We start from the raw sequence: 25306 nt of genomic DNA, 5'->3' as shown, positions 1-25306 counted from the left end.
GCTTCTTCTTTTTTTGCTTTGGTTTCTATCTTTTCAGTTCGCTTATTCATCCACTCGCTTACCCAAGTTGGTTCGGCCTCAACCTGTGGAATTTCTCCATTTTTTTTAGCTACTAAAAATAGTAAACCCAAACCATGCTTACAAGGAAACTTTCTACTCGGACATGAGCATTTAAAAGCAATATTTTGTAGGTCGATTTGAGTACGGTAGGGGTCTTTGCCACTGCCTTGTACTTCGCCCCAAAGTACTCGGGCGTTTGATTGATAATTGAGCCATTTACGGTCGTTGGCGAGGTCTTTTCCTGCTTTCAGTGATGAGGAGTCAGGGGCAAGTTGGGTGGTTTGTTCTTCGCTCAAAAAACTCATTGTATAATTGTATCGGGTGAATTTTATGTAACAGTTTGCGATTGCAAATAAATAATATTTTATATCATTTCCTTAAGATTCTTAAAAATCTTTATTGAACATTTTTTTCCTAAATTATAAATTCACAAAGCTTTATCAAATTGGCTAATTATCTATAATTTTACCTTAGAATTTCATTTAAACTAACAACAAAGTATGTTTTTACGCTCAAAAAATATTTACAATTTTTTATTCCTGCTGTTTACAAGTTTTGCAATTTTCGCTCAAAACAATAAGCCATACGTAGTAATGGTTTCGTTCGATGGCTTCCGCCACGATTATGTAGAAAAATACAATACGCCCAATATCAAAGAATTTATCAAGCAAGGAGCGGCAGCCGAAGTCATGCGTCCGTCGTTTCCGAGTAAAACTTTCCCAAATCATTATACGCTCGTTACCGGTCTTTACCCTGGCAATCATGGCTTGGTTGATAATACTTTCTATGATAGAGGGCGAGATACTTTTTACTCGATTCGCCAACGTGCAAAGGTCGAAGACTCTTATTATTATGGTGGCTTGCCGCTTTGGCAATTGGTGCAGCAAAACGGAATGAAAGCTGCTTCGTATTTTTGGGTAGGTTCGGAAGCTCGAATTGAGGGCGAATTTCCGAGTTATTATCATAGATTTGATGATACCGTACCGCATAAAAATCGTGTAAATGCAGTGTTCGATTGGTTGAAATTGCCCGAAGCCGAACGCCCACATTTGATGACGATTTACTTTTCGATGGTCGATACACAAGGCCACGAGTATGGCCCTAACGGACAGAAAACCAAAGAGGCGGTCATGGAAGCCGATAGTTTGGTAGGAATGTTGGTTGAAGGTTTGAAAAAAATAGATTTGCCAGTCAATGTTATCTTGGTTTCTGACCATGGCATGTATGAAATGCAAAACAAACCTGAGTATTTTATTTACCAAGAAGATATTTTAGCGGGTTTACCGAAAGACGATTTTATTTTTGTGAATAACATGACTCACGCTAATATTTTTGTAAAAAACAAAGCCAAAGAAGATTCAATTTATAACGTAATAAAAGCAAGAGAGTCGCACTTTAAGGTCTATAAAAAGGCTGAAATTCCAGCAAAACTACATTTTAATACTCATCCACGCATCGGCGATTTGTTTTTTGTGGTAGAGCCAGCATACAGTATTTATTCAAAAGAAGCATTAGCCAAAAAGCCCGAAACTCGTGCCGTTTGGGGCGTTCATGGCTTCGACCCAAGCATAACACCCGAAATGGGAGCAATTTTCTATGCCAAAGGCCCAAATATCAAAGCTGGTGCAAAAATCCCTGCTTTTGATAATATCCATGTCTATCCGTTTGTGGCTGCAATTTTGGGTATCACACCGCCCAAAGTTGATGGCGATATTAAGGTTTTGGAAGGAATATTGAAGAAATAGTAGTGGAAAAATAGAGATTTTGTGGAAATAGGCTTAGAACTTAGAAATTCTAAGCCTATTCTAATATGAGCTTAATTCGATTCTAATTTAGTAATTGTAGCTTTGTATCATCAAAAAAGAAATACAAATATTAATATAATAGTGAAGGTCTTTAGGAAAAGTTCAGTTTTTAGTTTAGAGTAGCCAAAAAAGCAGTTGATTTTCGACTGCTTTTTTATTATCTAGAGGCCGAAAAATTTAAAATTTAAATATATGTTAGACGTAATTGTACCTTTACTTTCGTTAATTGCCTTAGAAGTTATTTTAGGGATTGATAATATCATTTTTATTTCGATTTTGGCCGATAAACTCCCCGAAAGTCAGCGTAATAAATTGCGTTATTGGGGTATTGGTTTGGCTATGGCCATGAGGCTTTGTTTGTTAGGAGTTATTTCATGGATTCTGAAACTCGACCAAACACTTTTTTCGGTTTTGGATAAGGATATTACGGGAAAAGGACTAATATTGATTCTTGGTGGGCTTTTCTTGGTGTACAAGAGTACCAAAGAGATTTATCACAAAACCGAAGCTCAATCTGAGAAAGCCATAAAAGAACCCCAAAAAAGTACTTTTTCAAAACTATTATCAGAAGTGATAATACTAGATTTGGTATTTTCTATCGACTCAATTATCACTGCGGTGGGTATGGTTCAGGAGCTTTGGGTGATGTATACGGCAGTGATCGTAACAGTCATAATTATGCTTATAGCTTCCAAACCAATTAGTGAATTTATTCGTTTGCACCCTTCATTTAAAATACTTGCTTTGTGTTTTTTGATGATGATTGGTGTCTCTTTATTGGCAGAAGGCCTTCACTTTGAAATTCCAAAAGGCTATATTTACTTCTCGATGGCATTTGCATTTTTGGTTGATATTATTCAGATGAAGACCGTCAAGAAAACATAATATAAATACTGTACATCAACAAAGTTATGATAGAAAATAAAAAAATACTCATCGTAGAGGACGAGTCAAAAGTAGCAACTTTTATAAAGAAGGGTTTACAAACCCAAAATTTTGATGCAGAAATTGCCGAAACTGGTAATGAAGCCAAACTCTTATTCGACGACGGTCATTCTTTCGACTTAATAATTTTGGATATTGGTTTACCCGATATGAGTGGCTTGGAGTTTTGTGAGTATATCCGAACCAAAAATACTAAAGTTCCTATACTAATGCTCACTGCCCTGGGAAGTGTGGCTGATAAATTATCTGGTTTTGAGGTCGGAACTGACGATTACATGGTAAAACCATTTGACTTCATGGAATTGTTGGTGCGTGTGAAGGCTCTCTTAAAAAGAACCAATGAAATTGAGCAACCATCTGAAAAACTTCAGGAAGCTGATTTAGAGCTTGATTTGAAAGAGAAAGTTGCTAGACGTGAAGGAAAAGTTGTAGAGCTTACTGCCAAAGAATTTAGTTTGCTCGAATATTTGATGCTCAATAAAGGGAGAGTAGTTTCTAAAGTTGATATTGCCGAAAAAGTTTGGGATATAAATTTTGACACAGGTACAAACTTTATTGAAGTTTATGTTAATTATCTGAGAAATAAGATAGATAAAGGATTTTCTAATAAACTCATTCACACGATTGTGGGCATGGGCTATATGCTAAAAAACAAATGACGATTCGTACACGGATGGCGGTGCTCTTTTTAGGCATCTTTTCTATTCTATTGCTCATTTTTTCGGCAGTGATTTATTTCGAGAGTGAAGTTTACCGCCAAAAAGAATATAAAACCCGTCTGCGTCAGGAAGCACTAACGGCTGCTACTATTATTTTTAATAAAAAGGAAATTAGCCCTGATTTACTGAAACTCCTCGATAAGAATAACGTTACGGCTCTAAATCAGGAAGAAATTATTATTTATGATATTGATGATAAAGTAATTTACGAAAGTGGCTCTGATACCCCGAATCTAAAGCACGAACTTCTGAGCCAAATTAGAACAGAGAAAGAGCTTTTTTGGCAAGAGAACGAACTCGAAATGTATGGGATTGTTATCACAAATAACAACAAAGATTACATCGTTTTGGCATCTTCGGTTGATAAATACGGCTTAGAAAAACAACGAAATTTAGCTTTGACCTTGGGTTTTTCGGCTTTTGTTTTGGTTTGTGTGAGTGCAATCATAGGATGGGTTTTTGCTCGAAGGATGTTCCTCCCGATTCAGCAAATGATCATGAAAATTGATAAGATACGTGCATCTCAACTCAATTTGAGGCTTGACGAAGGAAATAAAGCCGATGAATTAGAGCAACTTTCGATTCGTTTTAATCAAATGCTCGACCGCCTCGAGCATGCTTTCCAGACCCAACGCTCTTTTGTCTCGCACGCCTCACATGAGTTACGTACGCCTTTAACCGCAATTACAGGGCAAATTCAAGTATCTCTTTTAGCCAACGATAATCCCGCTGATTTGAAACTCATGATTCAGTCGGTTCTAGACGATGTTCAGCAGCTTAATAAGTTGACCAATAATCTATTAGACCTTACAAGTATTGATGCAGATGATACAAAGTTTAAGTACACCTTGGTAAATATTTTGGAAGTAATTTGGCAGATTAGAGCAGAGTTATTGAAGAAAAATCCCGATTACAAGATTCTGATAAGTCTAGATGATAATGCCGAACAAACCCCCGAAGTAAAAGGCAACGAGGGTTTACTTTACACGGCATTGATTAATCTAATTGAAAATGGAGCGAAGTTTTCGCCACAACATACAGTTGAGGTAAAAATCAAAACACTGAATCAAATTTTGTTTATTACCTTCCATAATGAAGGGCCTGTGATTCCATCCAATGAGTTATCTCAAATCTTTGAGCCATTTAAGCGTGGTTCAAACTCCCGAAATACCAAAGGTCATGGGGTTGGGTTATCGCTTACACGCCGTATTGTTCAACTTCACAAAGGACAAGTGATAGTCGATTCTTCTGAAAACGAAGGTACTACTTTTACGTTATCACTTCCCAAGTAAAATTCTAACAGTTTTCTAAGTTTGTCTTAATTCTCGCCTAATAGTAGTGTTATACATTTGTGGTGTGCTTTCCGAATAGAGTACACTCAATATAAAAACTTAACACTTAAAAAAAACAGATGAGAAAAATCATTTTAGTACTAATTACAGTATTTGCTTTATTGAATGAGGCGACGGCCCAGAGAAGAAAAAATACCAAACAAGAAACAAAACCAAAACAAGAGATTGAAGTACCTATCGACTCGGCCAAATGGCGTGCTGAGCGTTATATTGTGAATCGAGATTCTGCTTATATTGACCCACATTTAGGTTTAAAAAAATTGATGGGTGGAAATAGACGATTTATTGAAGGAAAAAGTATCAGACCACGACAAAACTACGAGACTATCAAAAAACTTGAAAACGGACAAGCTCCTTTCGCAGTAATTGTTGGTTGCTCTGATTCTCGTGTTCCAAACGAAATGATTTTTGACCAAGGTCTTGGCGATTTATTTATTATTCGTACGGCTGGGCAGGTTTCAGCAGCAGCTTCTTACGGAAGTATGGAGTTTGCAACCCTTAAATTAGGTACTAAATTAATTGTAGTGTTGGGGCATACCGAATGCGGAGCGGTAGCTGCGGCCGTGCAAAGGCCTGAAAATGTACCGGGGCATATTGTTACACTTATCAATGAAATTAAACCAGCGGCTGCCAAATCAGCTCTCTTACCTGGAAATCCAGTTGATAATGCCGTCCGTCAGAATGTTATCGAACAAGTTAATAATTTGCGAGATTTAGAACCAATTCTTCATAAGAAATACATTGAGGGTGAAATTCTTATCGTTGGAGCAGTGTATGATATTCATACGGGAAAGGTTGAGTTTTTAGAAGAAACACTCAAAAACCTACCAAAATTTAAAGCCAGCACAAACCCAAAAAGCAAATGATGATAGGTGGCTTTAAAAAGGTATTTATTTGGTTTTTGGTAGTTATTTTGGCAAGCACTATTTCATTCGCACAAAACACTCGCCTCAACGACGAAAATACGATTGGTTGGTATAATTATTTCGGAAATTTTAAGCTAAATAATAAGTGGGGAATAGCTTCGGAGTATCAGTGGCGACGAAGCAATTTGATAACTGACCCACAGCAAGGTTTACTTAGGGTTGGCCTAAGCTATCAGCTACAACCAAAAGTGCAGCTTCGTGTAGGTTATGCTTGGATAGAAACAGCTCCTTATGGCGATATTCCGATCAACGGATTTGGAAAAGATTTTACCGAACATCGAGCATTTCAGATGGCCACAATCGGTGATAACGTTGGTAGGGTTGAGTTTTCGCATCGTTTTATGCTTGAGCAACGTTGGGTTGGTCGATACTCTAATTCGAGTCTTGAAAAAGAAGATGAGTTTCCTTTATTGAATCGCTTGCGTTATATGTATCGGATGCAAGTGCCACTAAAAGGGAAATCGATAGCTGATAAGACACCGTATTTTGCAATTTACGATGAAGTTATGATTGGTTTTGGGAAGAATGTTAATGAAAACATTTTTGACCAAAATCGCTTAGGAATGTTAGTTGGATATAGATTTAATAAAAACTTTAGGCTTGAAGTTGGATATCTCAATCAGATTGTACAGTTGGGGCGTGAAGTAGAAGGTAGGAATGTTTTTCAGCGAAACAATGGCCTTATTCTCAATACTTTATTCAATTTTGATCTTAGTAAAAAAGCTTTAAAATCAGGAAATTGATTTCATAATAGGGGTAGTTTTATAAAGGGTATTTGCATCATGCGAATACCCTTTTTTGTTTTTTAATTCTAACAGATTTCTAATTTGAGCTTAATTCTGGCCTAATATCAATAATATATCTTTGTTGTGTCTTCAGAAGGAGACAAATACTAAATCTAAAAGTGTTAATAAAATGAAAGCAAGAAATATAGTTTTTATATCAGCAATAGGATTGTTGTTGGGAAGTTGCACAATCGTGCGTCAGGGAGAAGTTGGTGTAAAGCGTTCGTTTGGTAAAATCAAACCCGAACCTTTGATGGAAGGAGCAAGGGGTTTCAATCCGTTTACGACAACCATTATAAAATTACCTACACGCACCATGAATATGGAGGTTCGTTTGCCTCTACCATCAAAAGAAGGTCTTACGGTTCAGTCAGATGTTTCGATACTCTATCGCCTCGAAGGCAGCTATGCACCGAAAGTAATTGAAAATCTGGGCAGAAATTACGAACAAGTAGTTATTTTACCTGTTTTTCGCTCAGCAGTTGCCGATATTTCATCGCAATATTTTGCTAAGGATATGCACACTGGCCAACGTGCAGGAATCGAAAAATCAATCAAAGAATTAATGATGGCTCAGCTAAAAGACCGAGGTTTTGTGATAGAAGCAGTTTTATTAAAAAGCATTGTTTTACCAGCTGGCCTTACGAAAGCTATCGAAGATAAACTCGAAGCCGAGCAAGATGCCCAACGAATGCAGTTTGTGTTGGATAAAGAACGCCAAGAAGCCCGCCGCCGTACCATCGAGGCTGAAGGTGTGCGAGACGCACAGAAAATCATTGCCGAAGGCCTTACTCCGCTACTGATTCGTTTCAAGGCAATCGAGGCATTCAATAAATTATCGACATCGCCAAATACAAAAGTTATCATCACTAACGGCGACCAACCGTTGATGTTAAATTCAGATAAGTTAGAGTAGAGTAAATAGATTAAGTAGAAGTAGTGTAAAAAACGGTGCTTGGTACAAGCAAAAGAAACTAGGGTATCATTTGTTTTGGGATAAATCCAGGCACCAGTTTTTAGGTAAATGTTCAAAGATAATTCGTAAGTCCATTTTGTATAAAGTGCTTATAATGAGTGTTTTATTTTTATGTTGGACTGTTTGACACAACAATAGAAAAAATTATTCGAAAAACTATAAATTAAAATCACAATGAAAAATTTAATAAAATATGCTTTTGCTTTTGTAGCACTTGGTTCGAGTTCGGTTTTTGCACAAAAATCATCAATTGATTCACCGCATAACTACAAACGCCCAGTTTTTCAACAACAAAAAGCTTTGGCAGGGAGCAATAGCGTCAGGATTTACAGTCAATCATCGCATCAAATCAAAAACAATATTAGTTCAGTGCATAATTATAAGCGTCAAGGGGTTGTAGATTTTACTTCTGAAGCGGCTTTAGCGTTACAAATACCTACAAATCTCACAACTTTCAACCCCTTGTTGTCGTCGAGTAATTACAAAGCCCATTTCACAACAACTGAGTTTGGCAAACAGATGGCAGTCAAAGAAGTAAATAATAATCAGACTACGTTAAATATAAATAAAAAAGGTATATCGGGTTCTGGACTCGACTAATCGCCATCCTATCGTTCCCGAGTAAATGTATTTGCTCGGGAATCTATCTTATCAACCGTTTAAAACTATGACAATGTTTGAATACAGTAAAATGATACTTGAAAAAGTGAGTTTTGAACCTCGAATTTTCAAAAAAGAACTGCGAAAAGCACTCAGACAGTCAACCAAAGAAGAGTTTAATCAATTGATGGCTTGGTGCAGAGAGAAGTTTGGCAATAAACGAGGTATGTCGCAGATGAGTCTGAGGCAGGAGCAGGGAGTTAATTAAGAATCGTATTAAACATTATGTAGATGAAAAATTGGATTTATATATATATTTTGGGATTGCTCGTATGCTTGCAATTTACTCAAGTTGATGCTCAAGGTCTTGTTTCTCAGGAATATACGAGTATCGAAGAAGCCTTGAAAGAGCCAGATAAGGTGATTCGTCTAAATTTGAGCAATCAGTCGTTGAGTGAATTTCCAAAAGGTTTATCTAAGTTTAAAAACTTGGAATATTTAAGCCTGAGAAATGACCATCTGACAAGCCTTTCACCCGAAATAAGTAGCCTTAAAAAACTCAAAGTACTCGATTTAGGAGGAAACGATTTTACGGTTTTACCCACAAGTTTGACCAAACTCCAAAACTTGGAAGAATTGTATCTGGATAATGAAAAGAATCTTGATATTCGGCAAGGAATTGAGATTTTAGGCAAACTACCCAAACTTAGAATATTACATCTGGATAATGATGGAATTGAAAAACTCCCGCCCAATATTAAAAAGTTATCGCATTTAGAAACGCTTTCTTTGAGTAATAATCTTTTACGGATTGTTCCTCCACAAGTCAAAGATTTGAAAAATTTGAAATACTTGGATTTGAATAGTAATCATTTACCAACAAATCTTCATTTGAATCAGCCAGTAGCAGAATATGGATTAAAGATTAGGTTTTAAGGGGTTTTAAAGTAGCGAGTTTTTGACTCGCTACTTTTTTTATTGTACGTTTAAATGCTTCGGCAACGAAATATTTTGACTAAATTCATCGGCAATTGGCGTAAGTCTGTTAGGTGGAATCGGAATAATCCCCGACCAAATTGGTAGGCTTTTATCTTCTTCGTCATCGTTGGGCATACCCGAACGCAAGCGAGCTGATGCTTCTGAAATCTCAAAACACAAAAGCATGGTTTTATTTACTTCGCTGGCTTTCATTGGTCGAAGATACTCCCAACTATTTGGAACTATTTTTTCGGTCAATTCCTTGAAAAACAAATATTTAGCTTCGTAATCGTCAATTCTTACGGCATTTGAAAAAATAATAACCGAACGATAATTGACCGAATGATGAAACGCCGATTTTGCCACAACTAAGGCGTCGGTAAGCATTACCGAAATACAAACGGGTATTCCTGATTCAATTCCTCGCAGAAAATGACTACCAACCGAGCCATGAATATAAAGTTTATCATCTTTCCGAACGAACGCCGTAGGAATTGAAAAAGGTTGATTATCAATCGAATAGCTAATCGTGCAAAATAGTGCTTCATCGAGAATCGAGTAAATCAATTCTTCGTCGTATTGTGTACGTTTCGGCATTCTGCTCGTGGTCGTACGTGGGGTTTGCTGTATCATAATTTTGCGTAGGTTTTATTTATTTACTTTTATCTAATGCCATTTTTAGTGCTAAACTCGTAAGAATACTTGCCATAAACCACTTCTGAATTTTCACCCAAATTGGATTTCTTGCAAACCAAATGGCGGTTTTGGCGGCTGTTAGAACAATAATCAAATTCACCGAAAAACTTACTATCATTTGAGTAATACCCAATTCGATACTTTGCCAAAAAACAGAGCCGTACTCAATTTTTATAAATTGTGGAAAGAATGAAACGTAGAAAATAGCAATTTTAGGGTTCAAAATACTTGTGAAAAATCCCATACTAAACAACTTCAATGGTTGGTCAGTTGGTAGGTCGGTTCTGGCCTCAAAAATATTCTGACTATTGGGCTTAATGGCTTGAAATGCTAAATAGAGAAGATAGCATACACCAAGTGTTTTAAGACCCAAATACACAATTGGTACAGCAAATAGAATGGCTGTGATTCCTATTGAAACCAAGAGAATGTGGAATAAAAAACCAGTAACAATCCCAAAGAGAGATATAACTCCCGCTTTTTTACCTTGAGTAATTGAACGAGAAATTAAATAAATCATATTTGGGCCTGGAGTAATAACCAGCCCAAAAGCCGCTAAAATAAAGATTAAGAGGTCTTGTATAGGTATCATAATTCAAGTCTAAAATGGTGGTAAACAATCTTCATTCCTTTGTTCAGATAAAGTCGGTGGGCATCAAATCTTTGGTGTCCTGAATCGAGATGAACTGCTTTTAGATTTTCGGATTTTGCTTTTTCAACAACAAAATCGAATAATGCTCCTGCATGACCTTTGCTACGAGCTTCGGGAAGCGTCGAGAGGTCATCAATATAAATATAGCGGCCATCAAAAAGCGTAGTGAGGTACCGAAATCCGCAGGCTGAAATCGCCTTACCGTTTTCTTCGATAAAAATCAAACTATAATTTTCTTCTTTCATTTTTGGCAATAATTCCAAGAATAATTCGGGCGTGAGGTGCGGACGTAGTGCCTGCATTACATCGAAACATTTCAAAAAATCTTCTTTGGTTTGAGCGATTTGGATTTGCATACAAGTTTCTGTTTGAAATTTCTTCCACAAAAGTATATCTTTACTGGATGGGTATAATCAGCCAATTTTAATAAAATGAGTAGTCCAATTATGTTTCCTTATAAATCACTATTATCAGTATCTAAAGACTCAAAAGAGCCTATTTATCAGCAAATCACTAATCAGTTTACGCTCTTGATTCGCAATGGAATGCTGAAGTCAGGACAGCAAATACTAAGTTCGAGAGCTTTGAGCGATGTTTTGGGCGTTCATCGAAAAACCGTCATCATGGCTTTAGATGAACTTTTAGCTCAAGGCTGGCTCGAAACCAAACAAGGTAGCGGAACATTCGTAGCGAAGAATCTTCCCGAAATGAAACCGCAAAAACTTAAAGACAGTAAGGATACTTCTATCAAAAAAGCAGGTTTTAGTTTTGAGTCAAAACCAATTTTGCAGCGAGAGGTCATAAAAGCATCTGATAAACTACATTTAGATGATGGTTTCCCTGACCCACGTTTAGCACCTTTACTTGAGTTATCGAGGGCATACAGAAGTAATCTGATTCATGGAAATGCTTACGTAAAACTGGGCTATGGCGATACCAAAGGCTCACTTTGGCTTCGGCAAGAACTGGCAAAATACCTCAATGAAAGCAGAGGTTTAAAAATAACATCCGATAATATTCTGATTGTGCGAGGCACAATAATGGCGATGTATTTGCTCACGACGGCTTTTGTGAAAGCTGGCGATATTGTGGTTTTGAGTGAAATGACTTGGGCCAGTGCTAAAATTAATTTTCAACACGCAGGAGCAAATATTCTGACGATTCCGACCGATGAAAATGGAATTATGGTGGATGTTTTGGAAGAAATTTGTCAAAAACATACAGTCAGACTAATTTATATCACTTCGCACCACTATTACCCAACAACCGTCACCCTCAAAGCTGACCGACGGATAAAACTCTTAAAACTGGCCGAAAAGTATCGGTTTATCATATTTGAAGATGATTATGACTATGATTTTCATTACCAAAGCAAACCGCTTTTGCCACTTGCCAGTGCCGACGAAGTGGGAGTAGTGCTGTATTCGGGTTCTTTCACGAAAGGCATTTCGCCAGCCTTCCGGGTGGGTTATTTGGTTGCTCCCGAAGAAGTGATTGAGCATTTATCACATTTTCGCCGTATCATCGACCGCCAAGGCGATTCCATGCTCGAAAATGCAATTGCCGAACTTCTGCAAGAAGGAATTATACAAAAGCATTTACGAAAATCATTGCGTGAATACCGCGAACGACGAGATTTTTTCTGTGAATTATTGAGCCAAAAACTTAAAAACGAAGTCAGTTTCCAGATTCCCGAAGGAGGAATGTCGGTTTGGACAAAGTTTGATAAGAGCATAGATTTGGTAAAAACTGCCGAAAAAGCCCTAAAAAATGGACTTTATTTCTCGAATGGCACACAACATAATTTACTCGACCGCAATTTAAATGCTACTCGTTTGGGTTTTGCATCTTCTTCGGTTGAAGAGTTGGAGAAGTGTGTTGCGATTTTGGAGAAAAGTATAACTAAAGTTTAGCCTTTTTCATAGATTTGTATTGCACGGAATAGCCACTTCAAACCAAAATAGCCATGAATGAAAACTCGTATGATGCCATTGCTGAGCAGTATAAAAACTCAAAGGAGTTGGGATTTAGAAAATGTATTGAAGAATATACACTACTGAAATTAATAGGCGATGTAAGTAGTAAAAAAATCTTAGACCTCGCTTGTGGAGAAGGTATCTACACCCGAAAAATTAAAGCATTGGGAGCTGCGAAAATACTTGGTGTAGATTTATCTTCTGAAATGATTAAACTCGCTGAGGCCGAAGAGCTTAAAAAACCGATTGGTTGCGAATATTTAGTACATGATGCTTTAGCACTCGGCAAAGTAGATGATTTTGATATTGTGATGTGCATGTATTTATTCAATTATGCCCAGACCAAGGAAGCATTATTACAGATGTGTAAAACGGTTTTTCTGAATTTAAAATATGGAGGCAAACTCGTTGGTTTTAATGATAACCCGATGAATAAACTCGAAAACTATGCTACTTATAAAGAGTATGGTTTCATAAAAGAAAGCACCGAAACAAGAAACGAAGGTGATTTTGTGCGATATGTAATATTTAATCCCGATGGAACAAAATTTAGCTTTAATAATTATTATCATAGTCCACAAACCTATGAAGCGTGTTTCAGAGAGGCAGGATTTACGAATTTCAGATGGGAAGGTCCGTTTTTGGATGCAAAAGTAAGCGATACTGAATATTGGGATACTTTTTTTATCGACCCGCCATTGATAGGTTTCTCGGCTGAGAAGTGAAACGAAGGAAGTCTTCGCTTTAAGCGAAGACTTCCTTAAAAACTTGTCTTACCAAACAACATCAACTCTTTTGCTTCGTCTCCAAACTTTATCATTTCCTCAAACTGCATTCCTATTTTCTTGATTAAACCAATAGATTTTTCGTTTTCTGGATTTACAATCGCCACTATACGCTTGATTTTCAGTACATTAAAAGCATAATCGAGTGTTGCGGAGGCTATTTCATACCCAAAACCTTTGCTGATAAGATTAGGTAAAAAAGCAAAGCCAATATCAATGTCTGGTAAGGTGTCACGTTTTATCAAACCACACATTCCGATAGCTTTTTCTGATTCTTTATCTATCACAGCATAAAACCCAAAGCCATTTTCTACATAGCTTTTCATACTGCCATTTAGCAAATAGTTTTCTGCATCTTCAATCGAATGGACATTTCTATCTCCGATAAATTGTAACCAAGTAGGGGTGTTGACGAGCTCAAGTATAAAAGCCGCGTCGTCAAGCGTAAATTGGCGTAGAAAGAGCCTTTCAGTTTCGAGGATTTGCATAAAAAACACTTTCTTTTAAGGGCGGTCGGCTGTTGCTGTTGAAAATTTTAACTCTGCTCGGCGGTTGCGTTGGCGGGCATCTTCGGTGTCGGCTTCGGCTTTTTTGCCGCCATCACCTTTGAGTTTTATGCGGCTGTCTTTTATACCTTTGTTGAATAAGAAATTAGAAATAACTTTTGCTCTAAATTCTGATAAGTACTGATTTTGTCGGGCATCGCCTGCGTTGTCGGCGTAGCCCGTAATTTCAATGTTTACCTCAGGCGATTCGAGCAATTGCTTACTTATTTCTTCTAAAATTTGCTTGGATTCTGGTTTCAGTACACAACTACTTTGGTCGAAAAAAAGTGTTCTATCGGTCAGAGTGACTGTTTTTTTAGCGGGCGTATAAGCTTGTTTATCTAACTGGACAACCTTTGTTTCTACCGTAAGGTTTTGGTTCGGCGTGATGCTTTGCTTTGCTTGCTTGGAATCAAGCACAACCAATACTTGATTGATTCCCTCAACGGCCAAAAATTCTCTGATAACCTCGTTTGCCGTATTCGAATTGATAGATATTTTATAATTTCCGCCTGTTTTTAGCTGTCCTAAGTACATATTACTCGATTTCGATAATACGATTTGTTTGGGTGTGTTTCCACTCATTTCAAAGACATTCACGTTTTTTAACTCTGCTTCATTTTTGATGATGAGATTCAAAAACGAAATTTTCTTGATAAGTTTAGCTGTATTTTCGTGTATGGTTTCATCAAAAGTTTCAATATCAATTTCACTTAAAAACTTTTGGTATCCTACGGCCGTTACTTCTAATATTACATGCTCTCTCTCCGTAAAGTCATGGTCAAAAACAGTGGCTTCTTTGCTGGTAGCTTTATTGATTATATTATTTTTATAAGTACCCAAAAGACGAAATTGAGCAGGAATCGCCTTGTTTTCGAGGGCATCTACTGCCTGAAATACTTGCTTGTTTTTGGGTATTCCATTATCTTGCTGGGCTTCTTTTTCTTTCTTCTGCTCCGAAAACTCCAATAAGAGTTGATTGATTTTCGACTTTCCGTTATAAACCAACGGAATTTCTACTATCGCTGTGTTCTCACTCAAATTTTCGAGATTTAACAATACATTTGAAACAATGTATCCATCAGTTTTTGCTTGAACAACACATTGTTTGGGTAATGTTACTACTTCAAAACTTCCATCGCCTTTGGCGTTTGCTTCTTGGGTATTTATTTGGTCATCAGTGTAAATTATCTTCAGCTGAGCCGCCAGTGGCATCTTGCTTTTGTGGTCTCTGATAATGCCTTTTAGTGTAACAGATTGGTTTTCTTGACTCACTGCCGATGTTGTGAGCATCGTCAATAAAATCAAAACGATTAAACAACTTTTCATTGATTAGGTTAGTGTATAATTTTAAGCACAAAACGATTATGATTTCAGGAAAGCCCCAAAGATAGCACTCAAATTTCGTAATGCCTCAGTCACTACTGATTCATTTTCGATAGGTATTTTTAGGTAGACTTTACCTGAATCATCTCGGTAAATGAAGTGCTCGAGTAAATCTTTACTTTCTTCTGGATTTTTTAAAGTTTGGTTTAGTTGAGTAAAGAAACTTACAGCCGTTTTGATTAATTCTTGGTTTGGATTCGTTTCTATGGCTGCCTCACCAATGTTGGTAGGTATTTCTCTCACGTCATCATCACCCAAAAACGAAGTTGCATTTTCGGGCAGCTCTATCAGCGATTTTTCGGCATTATTCGTAAAGTTTTGTTCTTCTGCTTCGTGTTCTTCGGTAGCATCAATAATTGTGTCTTCATTTTGCGGAGCATCGGTTAGGTTCTCAACCGAACTCATAAATTGCTTAAATTTATCTTCACCCAAGAAGATGGTATCTTCGCCGCCATCAAGCACGCCTTCGGCCATTGCCCCTTTAAACTTCAGCACATCGAGCATTTTATGCTCAATCGTACCCGTCGAAACCAAATTGATGATTGATACATTTCGCTCTTGTCCAAGTCGGTAAATGCGGGCGATGCGTTGTTCCAAAACCGCAGGATTCCACGGAATATCTAAATTTATCAGCAAAGAAGCCGATTGTAAATTCAAACCTACGCCACCGGCATCGGTCGATAAGAAAACTCGGCTGTCGGGGTCGTTTTTGAAATTATCGAGCAAATCTTTTCGCTTCATACTTTCAATGCCACCGTGCAAGTTTTCAAACTTGATGCCCCGTTCGGTGAGTTCTTGTGCTACGAGCCTCGTCATGCGTTCCCATTGACTGAAAATCACCACTTTTTCGTCCGAACTCTCAAAGAATTCGTCCAAAATATTCATTACTTCTTCAATCTTAGTATCGTGTCGAGTCTTTTGGTCGAGAATATACGTGCTATCACATACCATTCGCATTTGGCTCAACGATAGCAATAAACGTCGGCGGTCGGTTTCGTTCAAAAAGCCAAATTTACGCCATTTACTTACCAATTTTGCTACATTATCGCCCAAACCGTTATGAATATCCATTTGTTCTTGTGTCATTGGCACAAACAAATTCTTATCCATTCGCTTCGGTAATTGCGATAAAACCTCTTTTTTAGTACGTCTGATAAGAATATCCGAAAGCAAACTTGAGATTTCGTTGAGGTTTTTGTAGCCTACGACTTTGCCCGAATCGTCGGTGATTTGATACTGATTTAAGAAACGATAAACAGGCCCAAGGCGAAATACATCAATGAGCTGCGTAATCGAATAGAGTTCTTCGAGTTTGTTTTCGAGTGGCGTACCCGTAAGTATGATGGCGTAAGGTGTAACCAGTTTTTTGATTTGTTGCGAAACCTTCGTTTTCCAGTTTTTAATACGCTGGGCCTCGTCCAGAATCACCATATCGGCCTCCATTTTATTGAGTAGGTCGAGGTCTTGCGTAATTGTGTGGTAGCTTACAATTACATAAAAAGCATCTACATACTGATATTGTGCCGTGCGTTTAATGAGTGTGCCTTCAATCACATGCACGCTCGAATCCGTAAATTTTTCAATCTCAGATTTCCATTGGTATTTGAGCGAAGTCGGACAAACAATCAGCACTCGGTTGATGCCCAATTCTTTTTTATACAACTCAGCCGTAGCAATGGCTTGTAGTGTTTTTCCGAGTCCCATTTCGTCGGCAATGAGGCTTCTACCCGCAATTGCGGCAAATAAAACGCCTTTTTTCTGGTAAGGAAAAAGCTCAGTTTTCACTAAGCCACCAAAAGCAGCGTCGTTTTCTTGTTTCGGAATCAGCCCCAGGAAAAACTCTCGGCGACGAATCTTATCACGTTCACCAATCACGAAATCGAGGGCGTCGGAGTAGCATCTAAAACTCTTACTTATTTTCTTAGCTTCTTCCAGAAAAACCTCAAAAACCGCAAAAGATTCGGGTTTTAAGATATAATTTTCATCAAAATAGGTTTTTGCTAAATGCTGATACGCTTCACGGTTTTCATCACCGATTCTGATTTTTATCTGTCGGCCGTTTAGATAATCTAAGTATACCGAGCTGTAATGTGGCTCAAAAAAACCATCTTTAAATGCTTTTTTCGAACCATGCACATTGCTCAAATAATGCAGTGTGGCACTGATGTGCTTACAAACCCCCAAACGATTGGTTTTGAAATCGAGACATTCACAAAAATTGTGCGTATCGTCGGCACTCCTGATGGCAACTTTATACGAATTATTGGTAGCAGTATTGGTAACCTGAAAGTCAGAAAAAATTTTTTCGGGACCAATATTCGTAATCAAAAATTCATTATCCTGTCCGAACTGTTTTCTGAGAGCAATTTGCCATTGGTCGAGCGTCAAGTTGTCGGGCTTTCTATAATAAGGTATTTTCTTGGGCGTTTCTACCTTTTTTTTCTTGGCAGATTTGCTTTTTGAAACTTTATGAGTTGCCATCGGAAGGTTTTTTGGGAGTATTTAAAATCTGCCCGAATTTACGAAAATTTCGTGATTAGCAAAGTCAAGTCAAATTTATCTATTTGTGAAGTTTCAAGCTGCCGCTGAGCCCCAAATGGTATGGCCGCTACCACATCATTTTGTAGTTTTGAAGTTTATATTTAAAAAAAAAGAAAGTTTTGGAAAAATATTAATGTTATACAACCCAAATACATAAAATTAAGTCAAGTTAGAAAATCAACTCTTTTAAGCATGAAAAACACACTACTAATTTGGCTATTGTTGCTTATGATGGGCAATTTATCCGCCCAGAATCTAGTGAAAGATATTGCAACAAGCGATGCCAATACTATTTTCAAAAACTACTCCCAGCTTATCACGATTCCACGCAATGATTCTTTGATGTTGGTCGATGATAAAAATCAAATTTATTTATTCAGAAATAACCCCGACTCACTCATTTCTAAGTATAACTGGAATTCATCGAATAACGGAAAAATTAGAGCTGTTTTTAAGATTAAAGACTTTTATATCATTCTAACAGCATCTAATCAGACTGATTATTTGGTAAAAATAACGGACAACAATCCCCCCGTTATTGTTTGGACTTCGGGTAGTTCGGGAACGTCAGGTATTTCAAATATTTACCAAATCGGTCAAAAATTGATATTTTTTGATTCAAATCCTAATGTTTGTAGTTGTAAAAGATTGGTGGTACACAACGGAGAATATGAAGGCGGAACTGTAATCCTGACTTCAGGTCAGTTTACCTATATGGGTGAAGTGAGCGTAATTGATGATAAACTTTATTTCTCAGCCGATTTTACTAATGGATACGAGCCGTGGGTAAGTGATGGTACGGCAGCAGGCACTTTTCAATTAGGAGATTTGAATTCAGGAAGTGTGTCGAGCTCTCCTGCTCAATTTAAAAAGTTTGGTAATAATGTTTATTTTAGAGCAGGCATTGGTAATAAAGATTGGTTATTTCAAACTGACGGAACACAGCAAGGTACAAGCCCACTTTACAGCAATTATAATCTATACTTAAACAATTTTGTGAAGAAAAATGATGATGTTTTCGCGGCAAACAATGCTCGTATAATCAAGATTAATCTCGGGTTGCAATCTCAAACCGAACTTCTTCCTTTTGATATATTTTCTCTTAACACATTTCTTCTCAATGATGAAGTCTATTTTTTAATCTACGTTCATAATCAAAATACGGGGAAAAAGGATATTCAATTGTGGAAATATGATGGAACAAACACGATTTTGATAAAAACGCTTCAAACTGACTTGTACCATGCCTATACGAAAATGTGGCAAACGCAGGGGAGGGTTTTCTTTGAAATTCAGAATGTAGTAACGTACTCGCCTCAAAAAAGTTTTGCTGAAATCTGGACGACGGATGGTTCATCTAATGGTACCAAAAGAATCACTGAATTGAACCCAGATATTTCAACTCGAAATATAATGGGGGCTATTGCTACTATGAATAATTTTATGTATTTCACGGCTTACAGTGATGAAGTTGGATACGAATTATTTAAGACGGATGGAACTCCAACAAATACCAAGTTGACCACAAATTATAACAAAAACATCTTTGCTTCTTGGCCGAATACATTCTTTGAATTTAATCGTAGGGCCTATTTCATGGCCGATAACAATAGAGATGGGCGACAATTATGGTCATCAGATGGCACTTCGCAAGGTACAAAACAAGAATTCAATTGGTTAGAGTATGTCAATAATGAAAATTCAAATTTGAGTGGTTCGATTTATAATTACACAACAGATTTTGGGATTCTTGGCAATAAACTACTCTACGTGAATCCAAGTAGTAAGACGGTGCGTGCCTATGATGCCATTACACAAACTGATACTGAACTTAAAAATCAACAGTTTTTGTCTCAATCTTTTAATGATGATTACATAGCCAAAAGATATACTTCGTTCACGAAACTAAACAACGACTATATTTTTGTTGATAATCTCAGATATTTATGGAAAACTGACGGAACAAGTGGAGGAACAGCCCTTTTTTACACGCTCGGAAATTTTTATGCCAACCCCGCGAATTTGATAAAGGTAAATAATGAAGTGTTTTTTACAACTGAAAATCCTCGTGCTTTTTGGCGAACGGATGGAACCGCCTCTGGCACTCAAGTTATTCAGTATTTATCAACCGACCAATATGTTATTCCATATTTTGCCGAATTGAGTTTGGGCAACAAAGCGTATTACATTGTCAATAATTTTAATTCAAATTCAGGTTTTGAGTTATGGGAAGTGAGCAGTAATGCTGCAACCCTCATAAGCACAAAAATAAATTCAAACGATGGGCAGCAGCACATGATAGTAAGTGGAAATGCCCTTTATTTCAAGACCTACGAAAACAATACTTATTATCTGATGAAGCGAGATATAAACGGAAACACCACCACGGTAGTTAGTTCTTTGGATGAGCTATTCGATTTATTTTCGTTCAAAAATAAAGTATTCTACAATAAACGAGTCTATAATGAAACATGGCTTTATTCGACGGACGGCACTCCTAATTCTGAAACACAAATCAAGCGGATTCACGAAAACTATGCTGTCTTAAAAAAACTCAAAGTCAACGAAACCATTTTTGTCATTAAACTCGAAAAGAATTACTCGGAGAGGAGTTCCGAAATTTGGGTTTCAGATGGAACAGAAAATAATACAAAGAAAGTTTTTGATGTGCCAATTTCGACAGCCACCGAGCAATTACCAAGTACTTCCGAGCATTTATACGAAAATTCAGTCAATGTAAAAGAAGAGAGTCTTGTTTTAAATAATAAACTGTTTTTCACGATGCGAGGACATAAATTGGGTCGAGAACTTTGGGTAATGGATTTTACTTGCCCAAGTCAAATTTCCATCACAATGCTTCAAAATAGCAATTCTCGTTATACCAGTAGTGGTGAAATACAGCTGAATACAGCAATCGAACCAAGTATCAAAACTACATTGGAGGCCAATAAAAGTATTGTTCTAAAGCCTGGAACTGACATAAAAAGCACTTCGGTTTTTACAGCCGAAATCAAAGGTTGTGAGTATTGAGATATTTTTTTGTAAAATACCCCAAGCATTTAGTTACCTTTACCGAAAACCCAAAAAACCTTGTAAATCGGCAAGATTTACAAGGTTTTCTTTTTGGGAAAATGCCAACACAAGAACAACAGTTTGAACAACTTATCGAAGGAATCGTGGCCAAGGGCTACGCTATCTGTGATGATTTTTTAGAGCCTGAGGAAGTACAAAATCTCTTGAAAACCTTCGCCCAACGCTACCAAGCAGGAAAATTTAAGGAAGCAAGTATTGGCAAACAAAGCGAAGTGCATAAAGCTGCTCTCGTGCGAGGCGATGAGATTTTATGGCTCGAAACCAATTCCACTGATGCTGCCGAACGAATGTTACTCGATAAAAACCAAGCTTTTATTGAATACCTCAATCAGACCTGCTATTTGGGTATTGTAGATACCGAAATACATTTTGCTAAATACGATGTCGGAAAATTCTACCGCCGACACCGAGATACTTTTCAGACTCAAAAAGGAAGAATTTTGTCGGTGATTTACTACCTAAACCCAAACTGGATTCCAGAAAATGGCGGAAATTTGATTATTTACACCCAAGAAGATGGCCTTGAGAAAAGCATAGTTATTGCTCCATTAGCTGGGCGTATGGTTTGTTTTGAAAGCGAAAAACTCGACCACGAAGTAAGTGAAGCTTTTGCCGAGCGTTTCAGCGTAACGGGCTGGTTGCTGAATAGGAGTTAGAATATAATTTTTTTGTGATTTTATTGTTTATTTTCAGATTCAGCTAATATCTTTGGTGCGGATTTAAAAAATCCATTTTTTTGAAATTAAAATGTGTATTTGTGACACAATATGGGTGCAGTGAAACTATCTGTTTATACATAAGTTTCATTCTTAATTTCAAATGTAGCTTCAATTATTGTACTATTTTATTGAAAAATGATGATTTATTATTATAAATATGATGATTTATAGAATTTATTGATATATTCACGGCTCTTAATTAACCCTAATAAATCACTGATGACACTTGGACTCGAAACACTAGACTACATTATTTTCTGTATTTATTTTGTTATTGTATCTTCCTATGGCTATTGGATTTACAAAAATAAAGGTAAACAATCGGCTGATAGTAACGACTTCTTTTTGGCCGAAGGCTCGCTAACTTGGTGGGCAATTGGTGCTTCAATCATCGCCTCAAATATTTCTGCCGAACAATTTATCGGGATGAGCGGACAGGCCTTTCAGCTCGGTATTGCCATTTCGGTTTACGAACTTTTGGGTGGCGTTTCACTAATCATTGTGGCAGTTTATTTTCTGCCGATGTACCTCAACAACAAGATTTTTACGATGCCACAATTCCTCGCCAAACGCTACGACAAGCGTCTGGCAACAATCATGGCGGTCTTTTGGCTTTTCCTCTATATTTTCGTTAATCTTACTTCAATTATTTATCTCGGAGGCTTAAGCTTGGAGAAAATGACAGGTTTTAGCTTTATGACTTGTGCTATTTTCTTGACAGTTTTTGCCGTAATTATCACGCTCGGTGGTATGAAAGTAATTGGCTATACCGACGTTATTCAGGTTGTGTGTTTGATTTTCGGAGGTTTGGCAACTACATATTTAGCTCTTGATTTACTTTCAAATAAAGTAGGCTCGGGTGCAGGTGTGTTTGAAGGCTTAAATCTAATTGCCGAAAAAGCAGATAGCCATTTACACATGATTTTTAAGCCGAATCAGTATCAAGTACACGACGGAAAAGGCGGTTTTATTGATGCCTATAAGCAATTACCGGGTATCATGATGTTTATTATTGGCGGTCAGTGGGTAAATAACCTTAACTATTTTGGTTGTAATCAATACATGACTCAACGTGCGTTGGGTGCAGATATTTCTACGGCTCGTAATGGCGTTTTGTTTGCGGCATTCATGAAAATGCTAATGCCATTTATTGTGGTACTTCCTGGCTTAGCAGCTTATGTGATTTTCCAAGAAAATGCCGATGCTTCAATTGTAAATGGAATTACGAGCAATGGCGTTGTGAAACCCGATAATGCTTATCCTGTACTATTAAATCTATTGCCAGTTGGCTTAAAAGGCTTAGCATTTGCTGCTCTTACAGCTGCAATCGTAGCTTCGTTAGCAGGAAAAGCCAACAGTATTTCAACAATTTATGTACTGGATATTCATAAAAAATTCTTCAATAAAAATCTTACTGAAAAACAAACCGTTTGGACTGGCCGTGTGGCAATCATTATTGCCTTTATCATTGCTCTGATTGTGAGTCCACTTTTGGCTAATTTCGGACAGGCGTTTGAGTATATTCAGGTTTACACGGGTTACATTTCACCAGGTATTTTGAGTATTTTCTTGTTAGGTTTCTTCTGGAAAAAAGCCACAGCCAATGGAGCTTTAACGGCCGCTATTTTGAGTATTGCACTTTCGGCAGTTATCGAAAATCTTTATCCTGAATTCCCATTCTTAAACCGTATGGGAGTAGTATTCTGGATTTGCTGTTTGGTTCACGCAATTATTAGTTTGATTGAAGGAAAAGGCAAAGACCAAGAAAATGCCTTTGAAGTGAAGAAAGAATGGTTTAAAGTTGATAGAACTTTCGCCATCGGAGCGGCAGTTGTAGTGGCAATCTTCACGATTATTTATACGATTTTCTGGTAAGAAGAAAAGTTTTTGTAAGTGGTACTTTTGAGGATTTGTCTCAGAAGTACCACTTTTTTATGCTTCATCATCTATAAAACCATCTTTAATTTGGTATTTGATTAGAACTTTGGTGTAATGTCTATTTCGCCTATTTTTCTTGGCATCGGCACGTTTATCGTTTCGTTTGTCTTGTACGATTCGCTCCAAGTTATTCAAGTCAGTAATCTCTCGAATATCATTAATTGAAGTACGTCTGGGCATAAAAAACTTTTCAATAGATTGATTTTATTTAAACCAATCAAATGGTGAAAAGTTTTACTTTTCTTGCATTGCCTTACTTTGTTTAATCATCTCGACCGTAAAATCAATAACACTGGTGTTATTTTTTAGTAATTCTTCAGCGTTACGGTTTACTTCATAGTCTGGTTGTATGAAAAAATCATTTGTTGGTCGGTTTGATAGACGATGATTGAGCTTCATGAGTGGGGTATGCACAATAAATTTGGTGTGAGGTAGCTTAAAATTCTGCCAATTTACTGCAAAACTTCCCCAACTTGCTCCGCCAACTTGCTGACCAATAATTTTTTCGGGAATTCCTAAATCTTTGGCCATGCTGAGCGTGAAAGTAGTGGCCGAATAGCAACCAGGGTCGGTTAGGAAGTACGTTTTACCTCGGTACGCCAGTTGTTTTTCGGGTTTATGCCTATCGTTTCGTTTGTTTACTCGATACATAAATTCACCATCACGCTTCATAAAACCTACCCACATCGTGACTGGCGGACCAAAATAATAAGGCTTGAAAATAGCAAAATAGGCTTTTTTCTTAAAAGCTATCGTATCGGCTAAAGTAAAAGGCTTTGGCGAAAGATATTTTAGAAAACGTGAAACGTTTGGAATATATCCGCCACCATTTCCTCTGAAATCAACGATTAGATGCTCAACTTTCAGTTGTTTAATGGTTTTGAATCTGGCTCGTAAAACTCGTTTGAATTTCTGCTCGCTTACATCCAAAAATTTCCCTGACATTGAAAAAGAGGTAATGTCAAGCTTTGCGATGTGATTAACGCTATCCATGATTTTGAGCGAAAGATTCGGTCGGTTGAGGTTTTTGTAGCGTTTTTTATCAATTTTTATAATCTCGTTGTTTGTTTGGCAAGCTACTTTTTTACTGAAAACAGTGTCGTTTTTGGGTAAACGATAAGAAATTTTAATGGAGTCAACTTCACCGAAATATCTTTTATGATAAGTTGGGAATGCACTCACGGCATAGTAATCTTTTACGTGTTCGTTGTCTTTATCGCTCGAAATAAATACCTTGAGTTTCTGAATCAATTGGCCTACTGGTTCGTCGTTAAATGCCAAAACCTCGCTTCCACGAATGATGGTCGAGTCGGCCGAATAATTCAAGGCCAAATAAAATTTCCCATCAATTTTTCGTAGATAAAAAGGCACAAATTTGGCATTTTTTTTATCAAATCGCTTTTTATCGTATCTCAGATTCGTGTGTCCGTCTTTCACTTTTGTCACTAATTGCGATAAAACTCGAAACGTTTCAAGATAGCTAAGTGGTTGATTAACAGAGTTGTAGAGCGAATCATACACCTGATTGTAAGCTTCTCGGCTCATGTAATAGTACATTCCTGGGTGGATTTTCTCGAACCTTTTCTTCAGAAATGCCATATCTGCTCGAATCTCCTCTGGTGTAAAAATATCTTTCGATTTTTGTGCTTGTAGAAAAAGTGGAAACAGTAAAAGAGTAATTAGTTTTTTCATAGTGTTTTAGTGGTGTACTGGATATTAGTGTACTGGGTTTATTGGTTTATTGGTTACTGGTTTATTGGTTTACTGGTTACTAGTTATTTGTGTATTGGTTATTAGTGTTGTCGGTAAATTATTGACTGCTGACCGAT

24 protein-coding genes are annotated in these 25306 nt (G+C 37.2%); 15 read left to right on the top strand and 9 right to left on the bottom strand.

Annotated features, from left to right (window positions below):
* On the bottom strand, window positions 1-356 hold a 356-nt coding region (locus ACOVO2_RS05845), incomplete at its 3' end, for an SWIM zinc finger family protein (protein WP_421769066.1).
* A gap of 204 nt (window positions 357-560) precedes the next feature.
* On the opposite strand from ACOVO2_RS05845, the gene ACOVO2_RS05840 reads away from it, so the two are divergent.
* From ACOVO2_RS05840 to ACOVO2_RS05795, 10 genes are all read left to right on the top strand, one after another.
* Window positions 561-1805: an ectonucleotide pyrophosphatase/phosphodiesterase gene (locus ACOVO2_RS05840; protein WP_421769065.1), complete on the top strand. Its 1245-nt coding sequence runs from the start codon at window positions 561-563 to the stop codon at window positions 1803-1805.
* Window positions 1806-2057: 252 nt separating this feature from the next.
* The gene (locus tag ACOVO2_RS05835; RefSeq protein WP_421769064.1) at window positions 2058-2750 is read left to right on the top strand and encodes a TerC family protein; all 693 of its coding nucleotides are present in this window, start codon (window positions 2058-2060) and stop codon (window positions 2748-2750) included.
* 26 nt (window positions 2751-2776) lie between these two features.
* Window positions 2777-3469, top strand: a complete 693-nt coding sequence (locus ACOVO2_RS05830) for a response regulator transcription factor (protein WP_421769063.1) — start codon at window positions 2777-2779, stop codon at window positions 3467-3469.
* Complete coding sequence (locus tag ACOVO2_RS05825; protein ID WP_421769062.1) at window positions 3466-4821, top strand: ATP-binding protein; 1356 nt, start codon at window positions 3466-3468, stop codon at window positions 4819-4821. The genes ACOVO2_RS05830 and ACOVO2_RS05825 overlap by 4 nt, the downstream gene beginning before the upstream one ends.
* 119 nt (window positions 4822-4940) lie before the next feature.
* Window positions 4941-5747, top strand: a complete 807-nt coding sequence (locus tag ACOVO2_RS05820) for a carbonic anhydrase (protein WP_421769061.1) — start codon at window positions 4941-4943, stop codon at window positions 5745-5747.
* The gene (locus ACOVO2_RS05815) at window positions 5744-6550 is read left to right on the top strand and encodes a DUF2490 domain-containing protein (RefSeq protein ID WP_421769060.1); all 807 of its coding nucleotides are present in this window, start codon (window positions 5744-5746) and stop codon (window positions 6548-6550) included. Before ACOVO2_RS05820 ends, ACOVO2_RS05815 begins: the two co-directional genes overlap by 4 nt.
* A gap of 172 nt (window positions 6551-6722) precedes the next feature.
* On the top strand, window positions 6723-7508 hold the full coding sequence (locus ACOVO2_RS05810; protein ID WP_421769059.1) for a prohibitin family protein: 786 nt from the start codon (window positions 6723-6725) through the stop codon (window positions 7506-7508).
* 234 nt (window positions 7509-7742) lie between these two features.
* Window positions 7743-8168, top strand: a complete 426-nt coding sequence (locus tag ACOVO2_RS05805) for a hypothetical protein (RefSeq protein WP_421769058.1) — start codon at window positions 7743-7745, stop codon at window positions 8166-8168.
* A 67-nt stretch (window positions 8169-8235) separates the two neighbouring features.
* Entirely contained in the window at window positions 8236-8436 is a 201-nt protein-coding gene (locus tag ACOVO2_RS05800) for a hypothetical protein (protein WP_421769057.1), read from the top strand.
* Window positions 8437-8459: 23 nt separating this feature from the next.
* On the top strand, window positions 8460-9104 hold the full coding sequence (locus tag ACOVO2_RS05795; protein ID WP_421769056.1) for a leucine-rich repeat domain-containing protein: 645 nt from the start codon (window positions 8460-8462) through the stop codon (window positions 9102-9104).
* Between the two features lie 39 nt (window positions 9105-9143).
* Here the strand turns inward: ACOVO2_RS05795 and ACOVO2_RS05790 are convergent, their stop codons facing one another.
* The 3 genes from ACOVO2_RS05790 to ACOVO2_RS05780 are packed head-to-tail and all read right to left on the bottom strand — an operon-like array spanning window position 9144 to window position 10850.
* Window positions 9144-9779, bottom strand: coding sequence for a pyridoxamine 5'-phosphate oxidase family protein (locus ACOVO2_RS05790; protein WP_421769055.1), 636 nt, complete (start codon window positions 9777-9779; stop codon window positions 9144-9146).
* Between the two features lie 19 nt (window positions 9780-9798).
* Complete coding sequence (locus ACOVO2_RS05785; RefSeq protein WP_421769054.1) at window positions 9799-10434, bottom strand: LysE family translocator; 636 nt, start codon at window positions 10432-10434, stop codon at window positions 9799-9801.
* Window positions 10431-10850 carry a GNAT family N-acetyltransferase gene (locus tag ACOVO2_RS05780; RefSeq protein ID WP_421769053.1) on the bottom strand — a complete coding sequence of 140 codons (420 nt, stop codon included), beginning with the start codon at window positions 10848-10850 and terminating at the stop codon, window positions 10431-10433. Before ACOVO2_RS05780 ends, ACOVO2_RS05785 begins: the two co-directional genes overlap by 4 nt.
* Window positions 10851-10925: 75 nt before the next feature.
* Here ACOVO2_RS05780 and ACOVO2_RS05775 point away from each other — a divergent pair, with 75 nt between their 5' ends.
* On the top strand, window positions 10926-12407 hold the full coding sequence (locus ACOVO2_RS05775; protein WP_421769052.1) for a PLP-dependent aminotransferase family protein: 1482 nt from the start codon (window positions 10926-10928) through the stop codon (window positions 12405-12407).
* Between the two features lie 53 nt (window positions 12408-12460).
* Entirely contained in the window at window positions 12461-13195 is a 735-nt protein-coding gene (locus tag ACOVO2_RS05770) for a class I SAM-dependent methyltransferase (protein ID WP_421769051.1), read from the top strand.
* Window positions 13196-13230: 35 nt separating this feature from the next.
* Here the strand turns inward: ACOVO2_RS05770 and ACOVO2_RS05765 are convergent, their stop codons facing one another.
* Genes ACOVO2_RS05765 through ACOVO2_RS05755 form a run of 3 tightly spaced genes read right to left on the bottom strand, consistent with a single transcriptional unit; the run spans window position 13231 to window position 17667 of the window.
* Entirely contained in the window at window positions 13231-13743 is a 513-nt protein-coding gene (locus ACOVO2_RS05765; RefSeq protein ID WP_421769050.1) for a GNAT family N-acetyltransferase, read from the bottom strand.
* A 15-nt stretch (window positions 13744-13758) separates the two neighbouring features.
* Entirely contained in the window at window positions 13759-15129 is a 1371-nt protein-coding gene (locus tag ACOVO2_RS05760) for an OmpA family protein (RefSeq protein ID WP_421769049.1), read from the bottom strand.
* A 36-nt stretch (window positions 15130-15165) separates the two neighbouring features.
* Window positions 15166-17667 carry a DEAD/DEAH box helicase gene (locus tag ACOVO2_RS05755; RefSeq protein ID WP_421769048.1) on the bottom strand — a complete coding sequence of 834 codons (2502 nt, stop codon included), beginning with the start codon at window positions 17665-17667 and terminating at the stop codon, window positions 15166-15168.
* 252 nt (window positions 17668-17919) lie between these two features.
* Here ACOVO2_RS05755 and ACOVO2_RS05750 point away from each other — a divergent pair, with 252 nt between their 5' ends.
* The 3 genes from ACOVO2_RS05750 to ACOVO2_RS05740 all read left to right on the top strand — a co-directional run bounded on the left by ACOVO2_RS05750 (window position 17920) and on the right by ACOVO2_RS05740 (window position 23414).
* Window positions 17920-20757: a 3-coathanger stack domain-containing protein gene (locus tag ACOVO2_RS05750; RefSeq protein ID WP_421769047.1), complete on the top strand. Its 2838-nt coding sequence runs from the start codon at window positions 17920-17922 to the stop codon at window positions 20755-20757.
* Window positions 20754-21476, top strand: coding sequence for a 2OG-Fe(II) oxygenase (locus tag ACOVO2_RS05745; RefSeq protein WP_421769046.1), 723 nt, complete (start codon window positions 20754-20756; stop codon window positions 21474-21476). Before ACOVO2_RS05750 ends, ACOVO2_RS05745 begins: the two co-directional genes overlap by 4 nt.
* Window positions 21477-21758: 282 nt before the next feature.
* On the top strand, window positions 21759-23414 hold the full coding sequence (locus tag ACOVO2_RS05740) for a sodium/sugar symporter (protein ID WP_421769045.1): 1656 nt from the start codon (window positions 21759-21761) through the stop codon (window positions 23412-23414).
* A 57-nt stretch (window positions 23415-23471) separates the two neighbouring features.
* On the opposite strand, the gene ACOVO2_RS05735 is transcribed toward ACOVO2_RS05740, so the two are convergent.
* Window positions 23472-23657, bottom strand: coding sequence for a hypothetical protein (locus ACOVO2_RS05735; protein ID WP_421769044.1), 186 nt, complete (start codon window positions 23655-23657; stop codon window positions 23472-23474).
* Window positions 23658-23711: 54 nt separating this feature from the next.
* Window positions 23712-25169: a S41 family peptidase gene (locus ACOVO2_RS05730; RefSeq protein WP_421769043.1), complete on the bottom strand. Its 1458-nt coding sequence runs from the start codon at window positions 25167-25169 to the stop codon at window positions 23712-23714.
* Window positions 25170-25306 lie beyond the last annotated feature (137 nt).

The sequence above is a fragment of the Emticicia sp. genome (assembly GCF_049241225.1).
Classification (GTDB): Bacteria; Bacteroidota; Bacteroidia; order Cytophagales; family Spirosomataceae; genus Emticicia.
This window is presented reverse-complemented; position numbering and strand designations above follow the sequence as displayed.